This is a genomic window from Sphingomonas sp. M1A8_2b, from assembly GCF_053345535.1.
The window spans coordinates 1,321,977-1,342,198 of the sequence record NZ_JBKFAH010000001.1; the positions used below are offsets into that span (position 1 = coordinate 1,321,977).

At 66.5% G+C, this 20,222-nt stretch carries 16 protein-coding genes; 14 read left to right on the forward strand and 2 right to left on the reverse strand.

Annotated elements, in window-relative coordinates; all coding sequences use genetic code 11:
* Positions 1–62: 62 nt before the first annotated feature.
* The 10 genes from ACLBWL_RS06130 to ACLBWL_RS06175 all read left to right on the forward strand — a co-directional run bounded on the left by ACLBWL_RS06130 (position 63) and on the right by ACLBWL_RS06175 (position 13,276).
* Positions 63–1,244, forward strand: coding sequence for an FtsW/RodA/SpoVE family cell cycle protein (locus ACLBWL_RS06130; protein WP_447792022.1), 1,182 nt, complete (start codon positions 63–65; stop codon positions 1,242–1,244).
* Positions 1,241–2,383: an undecaprenyldiphospho-muramoylpentapeptide beta-N-acetylglucosaminyltransferase gene (murG, locus tag ACLBWL_RS06135; protein ID WP_447791143.1), complete on the forward strand. Its 1,143-nt coding sequence runs from the start codon at positions 1,241–1,243 to the stop codon at positions 2,381–2,383. Before ACLBWL_RS06130 ends, murG begins: the two co-directional genes overlap by 4 nt.
* Positions 2,380–3,798: a UDP-N-acetylmuramate--L-alanine ligase gene (gene murC, locus ACLBWL_RS06140; protein WP_447791145.1), complete on the forward strand. Its 1,419-nt coding sequence runs from the start codon at positions 2,380–2,382 to the stop codon at positions 3,796–3,798. The genes murG and murC overlap by 4 nt, the downstream gene beginning before the upstream one ends.
* 83 nt (positions 3,799–3,881) lie before the next feature.
* On the forward strand, positions 3,882–4,889 hold the full coding sequence (gene murB / locus ACLBWL_RS06145) for a UDP-N-acetylmuramate dehydrogenase (RefSeq protein WP_447791147.1): 1,008 nt from the start codon (positions 3,882–3,884) through the stop codon (positions 4,887–4,889).
* A complete protein-coding gene (locus ACLBWL_RS06150) occupies positions 4,886–5,839 on the forward strand; it encodes a D-alanine--D-alanine ligase (protein ID WP_447791149.1) in 954 nt (317 codons plus the stop codon). The genes murB and ACLBWL_RS06150 overlap by 4 nt, the downstream gene beginning before the upstream one ends.
* Entirely contained in the window at positions 5,836–6,801 is a 966-nt protein-coding gene (locus tag ACLBWL_RS06155; RefSeq protein ID WP_447791150.1) for a cell division protein FtsQ/DivIB, read from the forward strand. Before ACLBWL_RS06150 ends, ACLBWL_RS06155 begins: the two co-directional genes overlap by 4 nt.
* A gap of 1 nt (position 6,802) precedes the next feature.
* Positions 6,803–8,065, forward strand: a complete 1,263-nt coding sequence (gene ftsA / locus ACLBWL_RS06160) for a cell division protein FtsA (protein ID WP_132738761.1) — start codon at positions 6,803–6,805, stop codon at positions 8,063–8,065.
* 113 nt (positions 8,066–8,178) lie between these two features.
* Positions 8,179–9,768, forward strand: coding sequence for a cell division protein FtsZ (gene ftsZ, locus ACLBWL_RS06165; protein ID WP_447791152.1), 1,590 nt, complete (start codon positions 8,179–8,181; stop codon positions 9,766–9,768).
* A 260-nt stretch (positions 9,769–10,028) separates the two neighbouring features.
* Positions 10,029–12,095, forward strand: coding sequence for an SPOR domain-containing protein (locus tag ACLBWL_RS06170; protein ID WP_447791154.1), 2,067 nt, complete (start codon positions 10,029–10,031; stop codon positions 12,093–12,095).
* Positions 12,092–13,276 (forward strand): deoxyguanosinetriphosphate triphosphohydrolase, encoded by a 1,185-nt coding sequence (locus tag ACLBWL_RS06175; protein WP_447791156.1) that lies wholly within the window; start codon positions 12,092–12,094, stop codon positions 13,274–13,276. The genes ACLBWL_RS06170 and ACLBWL_RS06175 overlap by 4 nt, the downstream gene beginning before the upstream one ends.
* A gap of 79 nt (positions 13,277–13,355) precedes the next feature.
* Here the strand turns inward: ACLBWL_RS06175 and ACLBWL_RS06180 are convergent, their stop codons facing one another.
* The gene (locus ACLBWL_RS06180; protein WP_447791158.1) at positions 13,356–13,649 is read right to left on the reverse strand and encodes a hypothetical protein; all 294 of its coding nucleotides are present in this window, start codon (positions 13,647–13,649) and stop codon (positions 13,356–13,358) included.
* 216 nt (positions 13,650–13,865) lie between these two features.
* On the opposite strand from ACLBWL_RS06180, the gene ACLBWL_RS06185 reads away from it, so the two are divergent.
* The 4 genes from ACLBWL_RS06185 to ACLBWL_RS06200 all read left to right on the forward strand — a co-directional run bounded on the left by ACLBWL_RS06185 (position 13,866) and on the right by ACLBWL_RS06200 (position 19,276).
* Positions 13,866–15,419, forward strand: a complete 1,554-nt coding sequence (locus ACLBWL_RS06185; protein WP_447791160.1) for a DUF1800 domain-containing protein — start codon at positions 13,866–13,868, stop codon at positions 15,417–15,419.
* 2 nt (positions 15,420–15,421) lie between these two features.
* Positions 15,422–16,576: a DUF1501 domain-containing protein gene (locus tag ACLBWL_RS06190; protein ID WP_447791162.1), complete on the forward strand. Its 1,155-nt coding sequence runs from the start codon at positions 15,422–15,424 to the stop codon at positions 16,574–16,576.
* Between the two features lie 256 nt (positions 16,577–16,832).
* Positions 16,833–18,557 (forward strand): arginine--tRNA ligase, encoded by a 1,725-nt coding sequence (gene argS, locus ACLBWL_RS06195; protein WP_447791164.1) that lies wholly within the window; start codon positions 16,833–16,835, stop codon positions 18,555–18,557.
* Entirely contained in the window at positions 18,557–19,276 is a 720-nt protein-coding gene (locus tag ACLBWL_RS06200) for an SPOR domain-containing protein (protein WP_447791166.1), read from the forward strand. The genes argS and ACLBWL_RS06200 overlap by 1 nt, the downstream gene beginning before the upstream one ends.
* A gap of 513 nt (positions 19,277–19,789) precedes the next feature.
* Here ACLBWL_RS06200 and ACLBWL_RS06205 read toward each other — a convergent pair.
* Positions 19,790–20,059, reverse strand: a complete 270-nt coding sequence (locus ACLBWL_RS06205) for a hypothetical protein (RefSeq protein WP_447791168.1) — start codon at positions 20,057–20,059, stop codon at positions 19,790–19,792.
* Positions 20,060–20,222: the final 163 nt, after the last annotated feature.

Here is a 20,222-nt window from a genome sequence, read left to right on the forward strand (position 1 = left end):
ATATGCGCGTTGGGACCATGGATATGGGTGTGTCCGGACAGAAGAACGGGATCGTCGCGAAGATGAAGCAGCGCGGCGGGCGCGGCGATCGGTCGCCGCTCGGCACGTGGTTCTGGGATATCGACCGGATGCTGCTGTTGCTAACGCTGTTCCTGATCGCGATCGGTCTGATCGCGGTGGCGGCGGCGTCGCCGGCGAGCGCGGTGCGCTATTCGGGCGAGCATCACAAGATCGCGCCGCTCTATTATTTCTGGCGACAGTTGATGTGGGTCGGCGTGTCGCTGCCGGTGCTGTTCGGCGTGTCGATGATGCCCGTCGCGACGGCGCGGCGGATGGCGATCGGCGGGTGTGCGCTGTTCGTGCTGATGCTGATGGTGACGCCGTTTATCGGAGTTGAAGCCAATGGCGCGCGCCGCTGGCTCGGCGTCGGCTTCGCGCAATTCCAGCCTTCCGAGTTCCTGAAACCGCTGTTCATCGTCACGGTCGCGTGGCTGTTGTCGTTGCGCGCGAAGGATGCCGAGCTGCCGACGGTGCTGATCACCGGCGCGATGACCGCGGGCGTCGCGGTGCTGCTGATGCTGCAACCCGATTTCGGCCAGACGATCATCTTCTGTACGGTGTGGATGACGCTGCTGATGATCGCGGGGACGCCGGCCAAGGTGATGTTCGGGCTCATGGCGATGGCGCCGGCCGGTCTGGTCGCGGCGTACATATTCTACGGCGTGGCGCGGTCGCGGATCGATGCGTTCCTGTTTCCGGGTGTCGAGGGCGAGGGCGCGGGCGATCATTTCCAGACGAATGCCGCGCATAATACGCTGACCGCGGGCGGCTGGACCGGGACGGGGCCGGGCGCGGGTGCGGCGAAGTTCGGGCTGCCCGAGGCGCATACCGACTATATCTTCTCGGTGATCGGCGAGGAATTCGGGCTGATCGCGTGTTCGGTGATCGCCGTGATCTTCCTTGCGATCGTGGTGCGCGTCTTCGTCAAGCTGCTGGACGAGCAGGACGAATTCAAGCTGCTCGCCTCGGCCGGCCTCGCGACGCAGTTCGGCGCGCAGGCGCTGGTGAGCATGGCGGTGAACACCGGCCTCGCGCCCTCAAAGGGTATGACGCTGCCCTTCATCAGCTATGGCGGGTCGTCGATGATTGCGTTGTCGGTCGGCATGGGGTTGCTGCTGGCGTTTACCCGGCGCAATCCGTTTCTCACGCGGAGCCCCTATGTCGTCCGCTGGAGTGGTGAATGAGTAAGCATTACGTCCTCGCAGCCGGTGGAACCGGGGGACACATGGTCCCGGCAGCGGCGCTCGCGGCCGAACTGACGAAGCGCGGCCACCGTGTCGCGCTGGTCAGTGACGCGCGCGGCGTGCGGTTTCCGGGGCTGTTCGAGGACATCCAGACGCATGTCCTGCCGGCTGGACGCTTTACCGGCGGGCCGCTCGGCTGGGCTCGGGCCACGCGGGAGATGTGGCGCGGGCGGGCGATGGCGCGCGAGCTGTACCGGACGTTCAAGCCGGCGGCGGTGATCGGCTTTGGTGGCTATCCTGCGTTGCCGGCGTTGCTGGCGGCGTTCGCGGACAAGATCCCGACCGCGGTGCACGAGCAGAACGCCGTGCTGGGGCGCGTGAACCGCTTCGTCGCTGGGCGCGTGGACGCGATCGCGACCTCGTCCGAGCCGACCGAGCGCCTCGCGCCGAAGCTGCTGGGCAAGGCGCATCTGGTCGGCAACCCGGTGCGCGAGGCGGTGCTGGCGCTGCGCTCGCGACCGTATCCGTTGCTGGAGGAGGATGGGATTTTTCGCGTGCTCGTGACCGGCGGTAGCCAGGGGGCGAGCATCCTGTCGCAGGTCGTGCCTGACGGACTGGCGATGCTGCCGGTGACGTTCCGGCGGCGCTTGCAGGTCACGCATCAGGCGCGGATCGAGGATATCGACGCGGTGCGCGCGAAATACGCCGAGCATCATATCCCGGCCGAGCTGGCGACGTATCTGCCCGATATGCCCGAACAGCTGGCTTGGGCACATCTGGTAATCGCCCGTGCAGGCGCGTCGACGATTTCGGAGCTGACCGCGGCGGGGCGGCCGGCGATCCTGGTGCCGCTGCCGGGGGCGACCGACGATCACCAGACGGTGAACGCGCGCGAGATCACGCGGGCGGGTGGCGCGCGGACGATCGCGCAGGGAGACTTTACCGCAGTGGAACTGGCCAAGCAGATGCAGAAACTCGGGCTCGATCCGGCGGCGTTGCAGAATGCGGCGGGCCGCGCGCGGAGTTGCGGGCGGCCGAATGCGGCGAGCGATCTGGCCGATCTGGTCGAGAGCCTCGACGCGCCGTTGTCGCGCATTCCGGTCGGTGCGCCCACCAAGCCGAAGGCGCAGTTCGCATGAAGGGCGTTCCTACTGACATCGGCACGATCCACTTCGTCGGGATCGGCGGGATCGGCATGTCGGGCATCGCCGAGGTGATGAAGAACCTAGGCTATCGCGTGCAGGGGTCGGACGTGGGCGAGGGCTATGTCGTGCAGGGGTTGCGCGACAAGGGCATTCCGGTGGCGATCGGCCACGCCGCGTCGAACATCGGCGATGCCGCGGTAGTGGTCGTGTCGACCGCGATCGTGCGTTCGAACCCCGAGGTCGAGGCGGCGTTGAACGCGCGCGTGCCGGTGGTGCGGCGCGCTGAAATGCTGGCGGAACTGATGCGGCTGAAGTCGACCGTCGCGGTTGCCGGCACGCATGGGAAGACCACGACGACGTCGATGGTCGCGGCGCTGCTCGATGCCGGCGGCGTCGATCCGACGGTGATCAACGGCGGGATCATCAACTCGTACGGCTCGAACGCGCGACTGGGTGCGAGCGATTGGATGGTGGTCGAGGCGGACGAGAGCGACGGCAGCTTCCTGCGGCTCGACGGCACGATCGCGGTCGTCACCAACATCGATCCGGAGCATCTCGACCATTACGGATCGTTCGACGCGGTGAAGAATGCGTTCGTCGAGTTCGTCGAGAACGTGCCGTTCTATGGCGCGGCGCTGCTGTGTCTCGATCACCCGGAGGTGCAGGGGATCCTGCCGCGGGTGCGTGATCGGCGGGTCGTGACGTACGGTTTCTCCGCGCAGGCGGATGTGCGCGGGGTGGAGGTTACGCCGATCCCGGGCGGTAACCGCTTCGATTGCGTGGTGCGCGAGCGCGATGGCGCGACGCGGACGATCGCGGGGATCGAGATGCCGATGCCGGGGCGGCATAACGTCCAGAACGCGCTGGCGGCGATCGGCGTGGCGCTGGAACTCGGGATCGCGGATGCGACGATCCAGCAGGGGTTCGCCAAGTTCGGCGGCGTGAAGCGGCGGTTCACCAAGGTCGGTGAAGTGGCCGGTGTCACGATCATCGACGATTACGGGCATCACCCGGTCGAGATTCGGGCGGTGCTGGCGGCGGCTCGCGAGGGTGTGAAGGGTCGCGTGATCGCGGTGGTGCAGCCGCATCGCTATTCACGGCTCGGCAATCTGATGGAGGATTTCCAGACTGCGTTCAACGACGCGGATCGAGTGCTGGTGACGCCGGTCTACGCTGCGGGCGAGGCGCCCGTGGAGGGCGTCGACGCGGCGGCTCTGGTCGAGGGACTGAAGCGGCGCGGGCACCGGTTCGCCGGTGTGGTTGCGGATGCGGATGCGCTGGCGGTGGAGCTGGCAGCGACGATCGAGGCGGATGACATGGTCGTGTGCCTTGGCGCCGGCGACATAACGAAGTGGGCAGCCGGGCTCGCCGACGCGATCGCTGCCGAGCGCGCGAAGGTGCTGGCGTGAGCGCTCGCGCTTCTGCTCCCCTCCCGCTTGCGGGAGGGGTCGGGGGAGGGGCTTCGGCCTCCTCCGACGGCACGGGCGCGGCTATGTCAGTCCCTCCCCTAACCCCTCCCGCAAGCGGGAGGGGAATCAAGGTCGAGGCAGGGGCTTCGCTGGCGGCTTTCATATGGTTTCGGACTGGTGGGCCGGCGGAGACGCTGGTGCGGCCCGATACGGCGGACGATCTAGCGGCGTATTTGCGCGATCTCGATCCTTCCACTCCCGTGCTGCCGGTCGGGGTCGGCTCGAACCTGATCGTGCGCGATGGCGGCGTGCCGGGGGTCGTTGTGCGATTGCCTAAGGCGATGGCCAAGGTTTCGGTGCAGGACGGCCGCGTTCGGGCAGGCGCGGGGGCGATGGGGATTACCGTTGCCAGTGCCGCACGGGATGCTGGGATTGCCGGGCTTGAGTTTCTGCGTGGGATACCGGGCACTGTTGGTGGTGCGGTTCGGATGAACGCGGGGGCTTATGGACGGGATGTCAGCGATATTCTGGTCGAGGCTACCGTCGTCACACGCGACGGTTCGATCGAGACATGGTCCGCTGAGAAGCTCGGGTTCACCTATCGCCATTCTGACCTACCCGCGGGCGCGGTGGTGGTCGAGGCGGTATTCTGCGGCACGCCCGGCGAGCCTGCCACCATCGGTGCGGAGATGGATCGGATCGGGGCCGAGCGTGAGGCTTCGCAGCCGCTCCGCTCGCGCACGGGTGGGTCGACGTTCAAGAACCCCGAGGGGCACAAGGCGTGGGCGTTGATCGACGCGGCGGGGTGTCGCGGGCTGACTCGCGGCGATGCGCAGGTGAGTGAGAAGCATTGCAATTTCCTGCTGAACCTCGGGTCCGCGTCGAGCGCGGAGATCGAGGCGCTGGGTGAAGAGGTACGGGACAGAGTGAAGGCGCATTCGGGGGTGACGTTGGAGTGGGAAATCCAGCGGGTTGGGGCCGCTGCTCCCTCTCCCCTACGGGGAGAGGGCCGGGGTGAGGGGCAGCCCAGCAATGCTGCGCCCGGTACGACCCCTCACCCAACCCTCTCCCCGAAGGGGAGAGGGCTATGACATCGCCTCTTCACATCGCGGTGCTCATGGGCGGCTGGTCGGCGGAGCGTGAGGTTTCGCTGATGTCGGGTAATGGCTGTGCGGATGCGCTTGAGTCGCTCAGGCACCGGGTTACGCGGATTGATATGGGGCGGGATGTTGCCGCCAAGCTCGCCGACGCCAAGCCTGATCTCGTGTTCAACGCGCTGCATGGAACGCCTGGTGAGGACGGCTCGGTGCAGGGCCTGCTCGACTTGATGGGCCTGCGCTACACGCACTCCGGGCTGGCGACGTCGGTGATCGCAATCGACAAGGTTCTCACCAAGCTGCTCCTCGTTCCCGCCGGGATTCCGATGCCGGGCGGGCGGATCGTCAAGTCGGCGGACCTGTTCGAGAGCGATCCGATGGCGCGGCCTTATGTCCTGAAGCCCGTCAACGAAGGTTCCTCGGTCGGCGTGGCGATCGTCACCGACTCCGGCAATTACGGCAACCCGATCGCACGCGACAGCGTCGGGCCTTGGGGTGAGTTCGAGGAACTGCTCGCCGAGCCGTATATCCGCGGGCGCGAGCTCACGACTGCGGTACTCGGCGGCAAGGCGCTCGGCGTGACAGAGTTGAAGCCCAAGAGCGGCTGGTACGACTATGACGCCAAATATACCGACGGGATGACGGTGCACGTCTGCCCCGCGGAAATCCCCGACGAGATCACCGACGCCTGCAAGAGCCTCGCTCTCGAAGCGCATCGGTTGCTTGGCTGCAAGGGCGCCTCGCGGTCGGACTTTCGCTGGGACGACGAGCGTGGTGTCGACGGTCTGTTCCTGCTCGAGGTGAACACGCAGCCGGGGATGACCCCTCTCAGCCTCGTTCCCGAACAGGCGCGCCACATCGGCATGAGCTATGCCGAGCTGGTCCAGGCGATCGTCGATGAGGCGCTGGCCGATCATCCGCTTGCGCAAAGCGGGGCGCCATGAGCCGCACGATCAAGCGAGGTCCGCCCCCCAAGCGGCCCGCCCCGCGCCGGAAGGTTGCGGTCAAGAAAGTGTCGGTGATGGACCGGCTGATCGGGATGTTGCCGGTCAGCGAAGAGACGCTGAAGAAAATCGCGACATGGTCGATCCTCGGTGCGGGCGGTGCGGTGGCGATCGCCGCAGCGACGTATGTCGGCATTCCCGGGATGATCGGCGCGGCTCTGGCTGAGGGTGCAGGTCGCGCAGGCTTCAAGGTGGAGCAGATCGAGGTCACGGGGCTCAAGCGGATGGACCGCATGTCGGTCTATGCGGTCGCGCTGGAGGACAAGCAGAACCAGACGTCGATGCTGTCGGTCGATCTGGAAGCAGTGCGGCAGAAGCTGCTGCGCTATGGCTGGATCGCGGACGCGCATGTCTCGCGGCGGCTGCCGAATACGATGCTCGTCGATATCGTCGAGCGGACCCCCGCCGCGGTGTGGCAGGACAATGGCCAGCTCACGCTGATCGACTCGTCGGGCGTGCTGCTCGAGCCGGTCCAGCCCGATGCGATCCCGAACCTGCCGCTGGTGATCGGGCCCGGCGCGGATCGGCAGGAGGCATCGTACCAGACGCTGCTCGCCTCCGCCCCCGCGCTGCGTCCGCGCGTCAAGGCGGCGACCTGGGTCGGCAACCGGCGGTGGGACCTGACGTTCGAAAGCGGCGAGACGCTGGCGCTGCCTGAAGACGGCGCGCCGCGCGCGCTGGTGAAGTTTGCCGAACTGGATGGATCGAAGCCGTTGCTGGGGCGCGGCTGGATTCGGTTCGACATGCGCGATCCGACCAAGCTCGTCGCGCGCAAGCCGGGCGCGAGCCTCGCGCATAGCGTCGACGTGCCGGCACCGGTTTCGAGCGACACAACGACTACTCCGTCTCAATCGACGGATACGAACGCAACGGGCGCTACTGCAACAGGGGGGGAGGGATGACATGGCGAAGGTGGCACCGGAAGGGCTGATCACGGCGCTCGATATCGGGTCGTCGAAGGTATCGGCGATGATCGCGCAAAAGGGGGACGGGGGCGAGTTGATCGTGCTCGGCACCGGCCAGCGCGAGAGCCGCGGCGTCAAGCGCGGCTATATCGCCGACATGGCGACGACCGAAGCGGCAGTGCGCGAGGCGGTCGAGCAGGCCGAGCGGATCGCCGGGATCAACATCGAGAATGTCTGGGTCGGCTTCTCGGCCGGCGGGCTCGTGTCCGATGTCGCCGAAGTCGAGTTCGAGCTGGGCGGCCACCGCGTAGAGCAGCAGGATATCGATGCGTTGCTCGCCGCCGGGCGCAACTCGATCGATCCGCAGGGGCGGATGGTGCTGCACGCGCAGCCGGCGCTCTATACGCTCGACGGGTTGACGGGGGTCAAGACACCGCTCGGTCTGCATGCGGATCGGCTCGGGGTGCACATCCATGTCGTTGCGGCGGACGGCTCGCCAGTGCGCAACCTCGATCTCTGCGTGCGATCGGCGCATCTCGAGGTGAAGTCGATCATCGCCTCGCCGGTCGCGACCGGGCTTGCCTGCCTCAGCGAGGAGGAGCGTGAGCTCGGCGTGGCACTGGTCGAGATGGGGGCGGGGATCACCAATGTTTCGCTGTTCGCGGGCGGCATGCTGGTCGGGCTGACCTCGATCCCGATGGGCGCGGCGGACATCACGGATGATATCGCCAGCGCGTTCGGCACGCGGCGGCAGAATGCCGAGCGGATGAAGTGCTTCCATGGCTCGGCCAATGCGAGCCCGCGCGATAATCACGACATGATCCCGGTCATGCCGATCTCCGCGGAGGACGGCGCGGGCGAGGGGGCTCAGATCACCAAGGCGCAACTGATCGGCGTGATCCGCCAGCGGCTCGAACATCAGATGGGGGAGGTGCGCAACGCGCTCACCAAGCTGAAGTTCGAGGGGCCGGTCGGGCGCCAGGTCGTGCTGACCGGCGGTGGTGCCGAGCTGAAGGGCATCGCCGACTATGCGCAACAGGCGCTCGGGCGGTCGGTGCGGATCGGTCGACCGCGTGGCCTGACCGCGCTGCCGGAAGCGCATGGCGGACCGGCGTTCGCGACGCTAGCGGGATTGGCCTTCTACGCGGCGACCAACCCGATCGACCTTCGCGGGCTCGCGCCGCAGCGGACGACGGTGCATCGGCCAAAGGGTATGGGCATGATGCGCAAGTTGATTCAGGCGGCACGCGCGAATTATTAAGAGTTTCGAGGGCGCTGGCGTTATTTCGGCTGGAACAGGCCGTGACGTTGGTGCACACAGATTAATCAGGGGCCCGGCCGTAGCGTATCTACCGGGTTGTGCGGAGAACGGCGATGAGCATCGAATTCCTTAGTCCCGACGTGGACGATCTGGCCCCCCGCATCGCGGTGATCGGCGTCGGCGGCGCGGGCGGCAACGCGATCGCCAACATGATGCGGGCCGACGTCCAGGGCGTCGACTTCCTCGTGGCGAACACCGACGCGCAGGCGTTGAAGCAGTCGACCGCACCGCAGCGGATCCAGCTCGGCACCAAGATCACGCAGGGTCTCGGCGCCGGTAGCCGTCCCGAGATCGGCCGCGCGGCCGCCGAAGAGACGATCGACCAGCTCGCCAAGATGCTCGAAGGCGCACACATGTGCTTCATCACCGCCGGCATGGGCGGCGGTACGGGTACGGGCGCGGCGCCAGTCATCGCCAAGGCGGCGCGCGACATGGGCATCCTGACCGTCGGCGTCGTGACCAAGCCGTTCGCGTTCGAGGGCAACCGTCGCGCCAAGTCGGCCGAGGGCGGCATCGAGGAACTGCAGAAGTACGTCGATACGCTGATCGTCATCCCGAACCAGAATCTGTTCCTCATCGCCAACGCGAACACGACCTTCAAGGAAGCGTTCACGATGGCGGACGAGGTGCTTCAGCAGGGCGTCCGCAGCATCACCGACCTGATGGTGATGCCGGGCCTCATCAACCTCGATTTCGCCGACGTCCGCTCGGTGATGCAGGAGATGGGCAAGGCGATGATGGGCACCGGCGAGGCGAGCGGCGACAACCGCGCGCTCGAAGCCGCGCAGAAGGCGATCTCGAACCCGTTGCTCGAAGGCGTCAGCATGCGGGGCGCGAAGGGCGTCATCATCTCGATCACCGGCGGCGACGACATGCGCCTGCTCGAAGTCGACGAAGCCGCCAATCACATCCGCGACCTGGTCGATCCCGATGCGAACATCATCTGGGGTTCGGCGTTCAACCAGGAGCTCGAAGGCAAGATTCGCGTCTCCGTCGTCGCGACTGGGATCGACGCGGACGCACGGCCGGCGGAAGCGCCGATCGAGCCGACCCGCTCGTTCAGCTTCGGATCGCGCAAGACCGACGAGACGACTTCGTTCCGTCCGAGCGAGCCTTCCGCGCCTGTCGCTGCGGCTCCCGCTCCCGCCGACGAAGAACCGCTTGATCTGACGGCTGCGTCCGAGGTCGATTCGTCGCCTGCTGCGGCCGACGACGAGCTGGTGCTTGGCGCAGAGACGATCGTTCCGCAGGCCACGCAGCCGGCTCCGACCCCGCAGGCCTCGCCGGCATTTCAGTCATCGCAGGCGGCACCCGCTCAGCGCAGCTATGCCGACGAACCTTATGGCCGTGGTCCGATCGCCCGGCCGGCTGCGCCGGTAACCCCGCCGCGTGCGCCGATCGCGACGTCGGCGCCGGTCCCGACGCCTGCGGCCGACGAAGGTGGCGCACGTCGCCGCTGGCTCGCGCCGGGTGCCGAGGCAGCACCCGAAGCTGTGCCGCCCGCACCCCGTGTTAAGCTGGGGGGGACGCTGTTCGAGCGCATGTCGAACGCTGCCCGTGGTGCGGCGAAGGAAGATGGCGAGGCCGCTCCACAGGATCCGCTCGACATCCCGCGCTTCCTGCACCGCCAGAATAACCAGTAACCAGCGCCACCGTTCTCCCGCTGTAGTGGGAGAACGGTCGGCGGTGTTCGAGAGCCGCGGCTATCGAGCGAAGGCGATGTGGCGAACACCATCGGTGCCATCCCTGATCGGGTTTCGCCGTTGGTATGGAAAATCAGCGTTGTTTGCCGCGTCGTATTCCGTGAAACGCCTCATTCGTCGCCGCAGCGGTTCGCTTCGGCTCGCTTGCACGGATCGGACATTGCCGGCTCGATCGGGCTGGCCTCTAGACATATGATCTCATGACCCGTTCGTCCCATCATCTTTTGACTGCCGCGCTGGTTTTCGTGCTGGCAGCTTCGCCGCGTCCCGTCGTCGCGCAGGAAGTCGTTCAGATGCTGCCGGGAACGACCGATGCCGATCGACTCGGCGACGTGATGCGACAGCTTGCGAGCAATCCGCGCGATGTCGATGCGCTGATCAAGGCGGCCGATCTGTCGATGGGCTTGGGCGACCTGAGCGGGGCCGCGGCGCTGCTGGCGCGGGCTGAGAAGGTCAATCCGCGCGACGGTCGTATCAAAGCTGGCATGGCGTCGATCTTGGTTCGATCGGAGCGGCCGGGCGAGGCGTTGCGCTATTTCGCGCAGGCCGAGAGCTATGGCCTCGATCCACGCCGGTTCGCTGCGGATCGTGGCCTCGCCTATGATCTGATCGGCGAGCAGGACCGCGCGCAACGCGACTACCGCTTGGCGCTGCGCGAGGCGCCGGATGACGAGACGCTGCGCCGCTATGCGTTGTCGCTGGGAATTTCGGGCAAGCAGGACCTCGCCTTGCAGCAATTGGCGCCGCTTCTGCAGAAGAGCGATCGCGGTGCGTGGCGGTCGCGTGCTTTCATCATGGCGATGAACGGCGATGTATCCGGCGCGGAGAGGATCGCGACGACGATGATGCCGCGCGGCACGGCGCAGGGCTTGCAACCGTTCTTCCAGCGGCTGCCGACGCTCCCCGCTATCGATCGCGCGTTCGCGGTGCATTTTGGCGAGGTCCACGCGACCCCGGAACGGATCGCGGATGCCCGGATGACTCCACCGCTGGGGGCGCTGGCTCCGGACCCGACCGCGCCGGTGATGCTCGCCGCATCGCCGCCACCGGTTGCGGTCGCCGCCACTTTCAAAAAGACCAAGCGCGATCGACGTGGCAAGCAGGCCAAGGTCGAGATGGCGGCCGCCAACACACGTCGGACTACCCCGCCGGCCGTCGCGGTTGCTCCACCGGTTCAGCTTGCATCGTCGTCGGTCCGGCAGGCGCAGCCGGTGCCCTATCGGTCGACCGCACCCGTCGCGCCGACGCCGCAAACAGCCTATTCTGCGCCGGCCCCGGCCGCACCAACCGTCCAGCGCCCAGCGGTTGTGCCGGAACAGACTGGTGTCGCGACCAATACCGTTCCCCCGGTTGCCTCGCCGACGCAAGCGCCGGTCGCCTTGGCGCGCGTCGAGCCGGGCTTTACCGCGTCGCCGTCCTCCAGCGTTGCCACGCAAACTGCGGCGCAGCCGGTCGGACAGGTCCAGTCGGCGACCCCGCGTTCGGCGAATGCGGTAGCGGCGTCCGCGTTGCCATCGACAACCGCGCCGACTCAGCAGGCTGCGGCCGGTGCTGTTCGACCGGCGCCCGTCCAAGTCGCGACGGCGACGCCCCCTCGCGCGGTTGCAACGAGCGAGGACTCGATTCTCGCGCGGATCGTCGCAGGCCTGTCGATCCCGGCGTCGGAACTCGACGTCGCCCCGATGCGGCCAGCGCCAGTCGTGACGCAAGCCGCGGTGCCGGTGTCCGCGGATGCCGAACGCGTGCTTGCCGAGGCCAAGGCGAAGGCCGAACGCGATGCCGCCGCGAAGACGCTGGCCGCCGAGAAACTCGAGGCGGGCAAGCTCGCGGCCGACAAACTGGCGGCTGACCGCAAGGCGCTCGCGGACAAGAAAGCCGCCGATCGGAAGGTGGTCGCCGACAAGAAGGCGCTGGCGGCCAAGAAGGCGGCCGCCGCCGAGAAGCTTGCGGCGGACAAGGCTGCGGCCGAGGAAAAGCGGATCGCACGCGCCAACCCCGAGCGGATCTGGGTGCAGGTGTCGACCGGTGCTACCGAAGGCGATTTGCCCAAAGCGTGGAAGAAGGCGAAGTCCAAGGCACCGACCGTGTTCGGCAGCCGCGGTGGTTGGACTGCGCCGTGGAAGGCGACCAACCGCGTGCTCGCCGGACCATTCAAGACCGATGCGGAAGCGCGGACTTTCGTCAATCAGCTCGCGAAGGAAGGCGTCTCGACCTTCACCTTCACCAGCGATGCCGGCGAAGTCATCACCAAGCTGCCGTCTAAGTGAGTTACCGCGCGCCCTGGGCATCGGACCCGGCGCGCAGCAAAGGACGGCTCCACGAGGAACAGAACGGGTCCGTTCGTGGCCCGCGCGATGCCTTCCAGCGCGATCGTGACCGGATCATCCACTCGATCAGCTTCCGGCGCCTGCGTCACAAGACGCAGGTGTTCATGGCGCCCGACGGCGACCATTTCCGCGTTCGCCTGACCCACAGCCTCGAGGTCGCGCAGATCGGTCGGACGATCGCGCGGACGCTGGCGCTGAACGAGGATCTGACCGAGGCTTTGTGCCTGGCGCACGACATCGGCCATCCGCCGTTCGGCCATGCTGGCGAGGATGCGCTGAAGGCGGCGCTGATGCCTTCGGTTGAAGAAGGCGGGCAGGGCGGGTTCGACCACAACGGTCATACGCTCCGCACGCTGATGACGATCGAACGGCCTTATCCGTCGTGGAACGGGCTGAACCTGACCTGGGAAACACTCGAAGGGTTGGCCAAGCATAACGGTCCCGTGCGGCATCCGGGCTGGGCACTAGCTGCGGCCGACGCCGAATACCCGCTCGCGCTGACCAGTTTCTCGTCGCTGGAGGCGCAAGTCGCGGCGATTGCCGACGATATCGCGTACGACAATCACGACATCGACGATGGGCTTCGCGCGGGATTGCTGACGCTCGACCAAATGCTCGCCGTGCCGCTGGTAGCACGTGGCTGGGACGACGTGCGTCGCCGCTTTCCTGACATCGCACCGAAGCGTCTGGTCGGCGAACTTGTCCGCACGCAGATCGGCACGATGGTCAACGACCTGATCGCCGAGACGCGTCACCGGATCGCGACAAGCGGCGTGACCGACGTCGAGGATGTGCGTGCGGCCGGGCAATGCCTAGTCGGGTTCTCGCCCGAGATGCGCGAGGCGGAACGCGACCTGAAGCGCTTCATGTACGCCAATCTCTATCACCATCCACGGCAGTTGGCGGCCGCGGATGCCGCGAACGGTATCGTCGCCGGCCTGTTCGCGGTCTATCGCACCGACTCGATGACGATGCCCGAGGAATGGCGGGAACGCCTGCCGACCGCAGACCCCGATCGCAGTCGGCACATCGCCGACTTCATCGCCGGGATGACCGACCGGTACGCAGTGTCGCGGTATCGCGAACTGGTCGGCCCGATCGATTTACCGGAGGGGTTCTAGGAAAGGCGTACGCAAACTAAAGCGGCGGCCGGACCGAGGTCCAGCCGCCGCCACCAGGTCGCGCTCGAGGTGAGATCGCTTAGCGCGCCATCGCTGCGACGCCCCCGGCTGCGCCGGCTGCTTCGGTTGTCTTGAACGCGACCGGAACGCCGCCAGACAGGCCCGACACGCGGTTGCCGCGGACGATCAGATGGAACGCCTGGCCCGAGGGATAGCGGCGGCCATCGATGACCTGACGCCCATCCTGCTGGCTGGACGTGTAGATATAGGTGCTGCCCTCGTGCACGAACTTCTGCTGCGTCTCGCCGGCCATGCCGATGGTCGAGGTGAGCGCTGCAGCGGCAGCAGCGATGATCTTGATGGTCTTGCGCATGATCGTTTCTCCCGCGGTGTGCGTCGAGCCGGATCAGGTCGTCACCCAACTCTGAGCTGGAGGATTATTGCGGTGCAGCATGGGTTGCAATTGCAAACCTATCCTTCGCGATTGCAGGTCGTGCAACGGTCAGGCGACAGTTCGATACGATAAGTCGAGGCGCGTGACATACTCTTACGACAACCCGCGGGCAGGGTGATCGAAAGGAGACGTTGCGTGTCGGCTTCCAGTATCGCGCTCAATCGGTTTGGTCTGGGTGCCCGCCCCGATGATCGGATCGAGGGCGATCCGGCGCACTGGCTGACGGCGCAGATGGAGCGGTTCGTGGTGCGCCCACCGGAACTTGCCGCCGCAGCGTCGAGTGCCGAAGTGTCGGCCAGCCTCGCGACCTATTTCGCGCAGATAAAGGCCATTCGGGCGCAGTTCGGCCCACGCGGCGCGCGGCCGCTGCAGCCTGCTGCGTCGACGCCTGCCATGCCGATGCCAATGTGGCCTATGAGGGCGGAGCCGGCCGCGATGGTTCCGTCTCCGGCGACGGTGCCCAATAGCCCGGCTGCCGCAGTCGGTGTTGCGGTGAAGCCCGACGCAGGAGACGGTCCTCGTCAGGAGGCCCGCAGGTTGGCGGGGTTACAGGGTCGCAACGACTATGGCGGTGCGGTCGCCGCGCGGACCAACGCCGCGCTGGCGACCGACGCACCGTTCATCGAACGGCTCGTCTTTTTCTGGGCAAACCATTTCGCGGTCTCCACCGACAAGCTGGAGGTCATCGGTCTCGCCGGCAGCATGGAGTTCGAGGCGATCCGTCCGCACGTGCTGGGGACGTTCGCCGACATGCTGAACGCGGTCGAGCGGCATCCGGCGATGCTGCTGTACCTCGATCAGACCGTCTCGATCGGGCCGGACAGTGCCCGCGGGCTGCGTCTGGCTGGACGGGGCGGCAAGCGGGTCGGCCTGAACGAGAACCTCGCGCGCGAGATCATGGAGTTGCATACGCTCGGTGTTCGCAGCGGATATTCCCAAGCCGACGTGACCGAATTCGCGCGGGCGATGACCGGATGGACGGTGGCAGGCATCGGTCGCGGTCCCGGTTCGCACGACGATGTCGGTACGCCGGGCGCGTTCCAGTTCCTGGCCGACGTCCACCAGCCTGGCGACCGGACGATCATCGGCAAACGCTATCCCGCAGCCGGCGAGGCGCAGGCGCAAGCGGTACTGAGCGATCTCGCGGTCCACCCCGCGACGGCCGAGCATATCGCGACCAAGCTCGCGCGCCATTTCGCCGGCGACGTCCCGCCGCCGGCGATGGTCGCGCGACTGAAGGCCGCGTTCCTGAAATCCGGGGGCGACCTTCCGACCGTCTATCGCGCGCTGATCGCATCGCCCGAAGCATGGGTGTCGACTCCCGTGAAGTTCAAGACACCGTGGGAATGGTACGTCTCCACGCTGCGCGCGCTTGGCACCAAGGCGGTGCAGCCCGGCGTGTCGGTCGGGTTGATGAACCAGCTCGGCCAGCCGGTGTGGAAGCCGGGACAACCGGTCGGGTACGACGATATCGCGGCGGCGTGGGCCGGCCCCGATGCGGTCATGCGGCGGGTCGAGGCGGCCGAGCGGTTCGCCTCGCGTGCGGGCCAAGTCGATGCGCGCGTGCTCGGGCCCAGATTGTTTCCGGCAGCGCTCGGCCCGGCGACGGTGCAGGCGATGTCACGGGCGGAAAGTCCTGCGCAGGCGCTGGCGCTGTTGTTGGTCGCCCCCGAATCGATGCGGAGATAGTGATGCTAGATCGTCGTTCCTTCCTCACGACCGGGGCGCTCGGCGTCCTGGCCTCGACCTTCGCCCCGCGCATCGCATTCGCCCGCGCGGCGACGCCGAAGCGCTTCGTGTTTATCATCCAGCGCGGTGCAGCGGACGGCCTTGGGACGATCGGCGCGGTCGGCGATCCGGCCTTTGCCGGAGTCCGCGGCGATCTGGCAGCGGACGTCGCGACCGGCACGAAGCTCGATGCGATGTTCGCGTTGCATCCGGCGATGGTGGCGAGTGCGGGGCTGTATAAACAGGGCCAGGCGCTGTTCGCGCATGCGATCGCATCGCCTTACCGCGATCGCTCGCATTTCGACGGGCAGAACGTCCTCGAGACGGGTGGCGTCAACGCGTATCAGGTCCGCGATGGCTGGCTGAACCGCCTGCTTGGCGTTTTGCCGGCAGACGAGGCGCGCGCGATCGCGGTGGCGGCGACCGTACCGATGGCGTTGCGCGGGCGGCGTGAGGTGGCGTCCTACGCGCCGTCCAACCTGCCTGATGCGTCGGACGACCTGCTGCAACGCGTATCGCTGCTGTATCAGGGCGACCAGCAACTCCATGGTCTGTGGAGCGAGGCGATGTCGACCCGCCAGCTCACCAGCGATCTCGCACAGGACAACGGTCGCAATGCCGCAGCGACCGGCGTCTTGGCCGCGCGGCTGCTCAAGCCCGACGACGGTGCCCGGATCGCGATGATCGAGACTGGCGGCTGGGACACGCATACCGGCCAGCGTGGCCGACTCGCCGCGCAGTTGAAGGGCCTCGATGCGATGATCGCCGCGCTTCAGTCCGGGCTTGGGCCGCTATGGGCTGACACGATGGTACTCGTCGCGACCGAGTTCGGCCGCACGGTGGCGGTGAATGGCACCGGCGGCACCGATCACGGGACCGGCACCGCGGCAATGCTGTTCGGCGGCGCGGTCAAGGGTGGGCGTGTCGTGTCCGACTGGCCGGGACTGTCGCCCGCTTCGCTGTACGAGGCACGCGATCTGAAGCCGACGATGCAGCTCGATGCGTTCATCGGCGGCGCGGTATCATCGCATTTCGGTGTCGATCCCAGGCGGGCAATGACGGCGCTGTTCCCCGCGAGCGCGAGGACCGCGGCGATCGAAGGACTGGTGCGGGTTTGACGCGAATCTCCGCTTTTCGTGCGTATTGTATCGATACACGGCTGTTCCCTCGCGCACGCGGGGGACCAGGATCTCGCGCGGTAGATGTGATTAGATGGGGCCCCACGTCCGCGGGGGAACGGTTGTCTCGTGCCAACCTCGTGCCAACGTGTCTGAAGACGCCGAGCGGCGCATCCCGCCGCCCCGACGGGATTAAAATTGAGCGCCACCCGGCTTTGGTCTAGAGCGCGCGTTTCCTCGACGTACCGGGACTGCCATGACGCTCTACACCCGTTTTGCCGCGCATATCGACGCGGCACTCGACACGCTGACCGCAGCGGGCACGCTGCCGGTTGGCCTCGACCGCAAGAACGTGACGGTCGAGCCGCCGCGCGACACGAGTCACGGCGATCTCGCGACCAATGCCGCGATGGTGCTCGCCAAGCCCGCCAAGACCAATCCGCGCGTAGTGGCGGATGCGCTGGTCGTCGAACTGTCGAAGCTCGAGGACGTCGCGTCGGCCAGCGTCGCGGGACCCGGCTTCATCAACCTCAAGCTGACCGACGATGCATGGCGCGCCGAACTGGCCGCGATTCCCGCAGCAGGCGCGGATTACGGCCGGTCGAAGCAGGGCGAGGGGATCACGGTCAATATCGAGTATGTCTCGGCGAACCCGACCGGACCGATGCACATGGGCCATTGCCGCGGCGCCGTCGTCGGCGACGCCCTCGCCAGCCTGCTCGAATTCGCCGGGCACAAGGTCATTCGCGAATATTACGTCAACGACGCGGGCGGTCAGGTCGACGTGCTCGCACGCTCGGTCCACCTGCGCTACCGCGAGGCGCTCGGCGAGACCGTCGAGATTCCCGAGGGGCTGTATCCCGGCGACTATCTCGTCCCCATCGGCCAGTCGCTCGCGAAGGAGTTCGGCGATCGCTACGTCGGCGCGCCCGAGAGCGAATGGCTGGCGACCTTCCGCAGGCAGGCGGTCGCGGCGATGATGGTGATGATCCGCGCCGACCTCGCGCTGCTCGGGATCGAGCATGAGGTGTTTTCGTCGGAAGCGGAGCTACAGGCGGCGGGCAAGCCCGAGGCGGCCGAGGCAGAACTGCGATCGCGCGATCTCGTCTATGACGGCGTGCTCGAGGCGCCGAAGGGCGAAACGCCGGACGATTGGGAACCGGTCGAACTACCGCTGTTCCGCTCGACCCAGTTCGGCGACGACCAGGATCGGCCGATCAAGAAGTCGAACGGGTCATGGACCTATTTCGGCGCCGATCTCGCCTATCATTTCCAGAAGAGCCAGTCAGCGGACCAGCTGATCGACATCTGGGGTGCGGATCATGGTGGCACGGTCAAGCGGATCGTCGCAGCCGTGGCGGCGCTGACTGGCGGCAAGACGCGGTTCGACGTCAAGCTGGTCCAGATGGTCCGGCTGCTGCGCAACGGCGAGCCGGTCAAGATGTCGAAGCGCTCGGGCAATTTCGTCACGCTGGCGGACGTTGTGCGCGAGGTCGGCAAGGACGTCGTGCGCTTCACGATGCTGACGCGGCGGTCGGATGCGCAGATGGACTTCGACTTCGCCAAGGTGGTCGAGGCGTCGAAGGACAACCCGGTTTTCTACGTCCAATATGCGCACGCGCGGATCGCTTCGTTGCACCGGCGTGCGGAAGAGGCAGGAATTACGCCCATTTCGGCCGATTTGTCCCGGCTTGATACGGACGAACTGGCGCTTGTGCAGCTCGCGGCGCAGTTTCCGCGGCTCGTTGAAATCGCCTCCACGGCGCGTGAACCGCATAGAATTGCGTTTTATCTCTATGACTTGGCGGCGGCGTTCCATGCGCTCTGGAATGTCGGCAACGACCGTCCCGATCGCCGCTTCCTGGTGATCGAGGATCCGCAGGCGACCGCGGCACGGCTTTTCCTCGCCTCTGCGATCGGGCAGATTATTCATAATGGCCTTGCTATCATGGGGGTCGAAGCGGTTTCGGAGATGAAGTGATGGCCGAAGACATGGATCTGCGCGAGGAAGACCGGCTGCCGTGGCTCGAGACGGTCGAACCGGATGACACCGAGACGGTCGGCATCGGCCGCGTCATCGCGCTGGTCGTGCTAGGTCTGGCCGTCCTGGCGGCGATCATCTTCGGCATTTACAAGCTGCAACAGCGCGCACCCACGGGTGACGGCCAGCTGATCGCCGCGCAGGAAGGCGACTACAAGGTCAAGCCGGACGAGCCCGGCGGCCTGAAGGTCAATGGCGAGGGCGATGCCGCGATCGCGACCAGCGCGGGCAAGTCGGGCAATGGCGCGATCGACCTACGCGGCGTGCCGGAGGCGCCGGTCGACGGCAAGCGTGCCACGTCCGCGAAGAAGACCGATGCCGCGGGCCGCAACGCGGTGGCGCAGGTGCCCGAGTCGGGCGGTCGCTTGGTGGCCGCGGCGCCGATGGCGCCGTCGCGCTCGGGCGTTGCCGGAACCGCCAGCGGCGGCTCGCTGGTACAGCTCGGCGCGTTTCCGAGCGAGGCGTCGGCCAATGCCGCCTGGGAGCGATTCTCCAAGCGATTCGCCTATGTCGCATCGCTCGGCAAGTCGGTCCAGCCGGTCGCGACGGGTGGCAAGACGCTGTATCGCTTGCGCGTGAACGCCGGCAGCGCGAACCAGGCGGCCGACATTTGCGGGCGCCTGCGGGTTGCCGGCGAAACCTGCTTCGTCGCGAGCTGACGAGGCGGGTTTGCGAGAACGGGGTGCGGCTTTACAGGCCGCCCCGTCGGCATGGTCGTCATCCTGCGCAGGCCGGGATCCGTATCTCTTAGCTAGCGCCTATACGGTGAAGGCATCCAATATGGGTTCCCGCCTCCATGGGAATGACGTTGGATGGCTGGGGGGCGTAGATCCTGATATGTCCGGTCGGCTCCAGGTGTTGGTACTGCGAACACGGAATAGCTGGCGAGTTAGCTGCTCGACGGCCTACAAAAGTGTCAGTCAGCAGATCTCCCAACAAATACAGCGCCCCGGCGAAAGCCAGGACCTAATTGGAAGGGGCCGAAACAGAGAGAGGATGCGGTTGTTCTCTCCGCGCTCCTGTTTGACCCAGTCTCCGGCCGCGAGGCACTTGCTCGAAGCATAACGGTGCCAAGCATATTCGCGGTAAAGCCGATATCGGCAGATGGGGCGTCAACATCCAGCGACAGCCGCAGGAATCCTGAACCGCCATATCATCTCAACCGGTGCCGTTCAGATCGAACGACGATGCTTCCCGCCATATTTGCGACCGATATAGTCGCCGATCTGCGCAACCTCGGTGGCAGCGGCGCGCGCGCCTTCCATCCGACAGGGCAGGGGATCGTGGTCATGGTCGGCGACCCGCGCCTGCACCTTGTCGCACAACTCCTCGATGTCTGCGCGCGAAAGGACATTCTTCTCCCGTAACAGACAAATCAGGCTTTGCAGGATCACGAGGTTTTTGTCCTCTGGGTCTGCTTCGAGTTTCAGGTTCGTTGGCATCGGCCATCTCCTCTTCCGGTATGTAGAAGACTATGCCGACCAGAGCGCATTGCAAGCAGCGAATTGAGAAATGGGTATCTCCACACGCGACGTTGAGAGGACGCGATTCGGCGTCATTGGATACCGCCCTATCGGCCAGGCCACGGTAACCGTAGCGCGGAAC

Bases quoted from the DNA above. Each gene is read 5' to 3' on its own strand.
- ACLBWL_RS06130 (WP_447792022.1), top strand. From the start codon at position 63: ATGAAGCAGCGCGGCGGGCGCGGCGATCGGTCGCCGCTCGGCACGTGG.
- murG (WP_447791143.1), top strand. From the start codon at position 1,241: ATGAGTAAGCATTACGTCCTCGCAGCCGGTGGAACCGGGGGACACATG.
- murC (WP_447791145.1), top strand. From the start codon at position 2,380: ATGAAGGGCGTTCCTACTGACATCGGCACGATCCACTTCGTCGGGATC.
- murB (WP_447791147.1), top strand. From the start codon at position 3,882: ATGTCAGTCCCTCCCCTAACCCCTCCCGCAAGCGGGAGGGGAATCAAG.
- ACLBWL_RS06150 (WP_447791149.1), top strand. From the start codon at position 4,886: ATGACATCGCCTCTTCACATCGCGGTGCTCATGGGCGGCTGGTCGGCG.
- ACLBWL_RS06155 (WP_447791150.1), top strand. From the start codon at position 5,836: ATGAGCCGCACGATCAAGCGAGGTCCGCCCCCCAAGCGGCCCGCCCCG.
- ftsA (WP_132738761.1), top strand. From the start codon at position 6,803: ATGGCGAAGGTGGCACCGGAAGGGCTGATCACGGCGCTCGATATCGGG.
- ftsZ (WP_447791152.1), top strand. From the start codon at position 8,179: ATGAGCATCGAATTCCTTAGTCCCGACGTGGACGATCTGGCCCCCCGC.
- ACLBWL_RS06170 (WP_447791154.1), top strand. From the start codon at position 10,029: ATGACCCGTTCGTCCCATCATCTTTTGACTGCCGCGCTGGTTTTCGTG.
- ACLBWL_RS06180 (WP_447791158.1), bottom strand. From the start codon at position 13,649: ATGCGCAAGACCATCAAGATCATCGCTGCTGCCGCTGCAGCGCTCACC.
- ACLBWL_RS06190 (WP_447791162.1), top strand. From the start codon at position 15,422: ATGCTAGATCGTCGTTCCTTCCTCACGACCGGGGCGCTCGGCGTCCTG.
- argS (WP_447791164.1), top strand. From the start codon at position 16,833: ATGACGCTCTACACCCGTTTTGCCGCGCATATCGACGCGGCACTCGAC.
- ACLBWL_RS06200 (WP_447791166.1), top strand. From the start codon at position 18,557: ATGGCCGAAGACATGGATCTGCGCGAGGAAGACCGGCTGCCGTGGCTC.
- ACLBWL_RS06205 (WP_447791168.1), bottom strand. From the start codon at position 20,059: ATGCCAACGAACCTGAAACTCGAAGCAGACCCAGAGGACAAAAACCTC.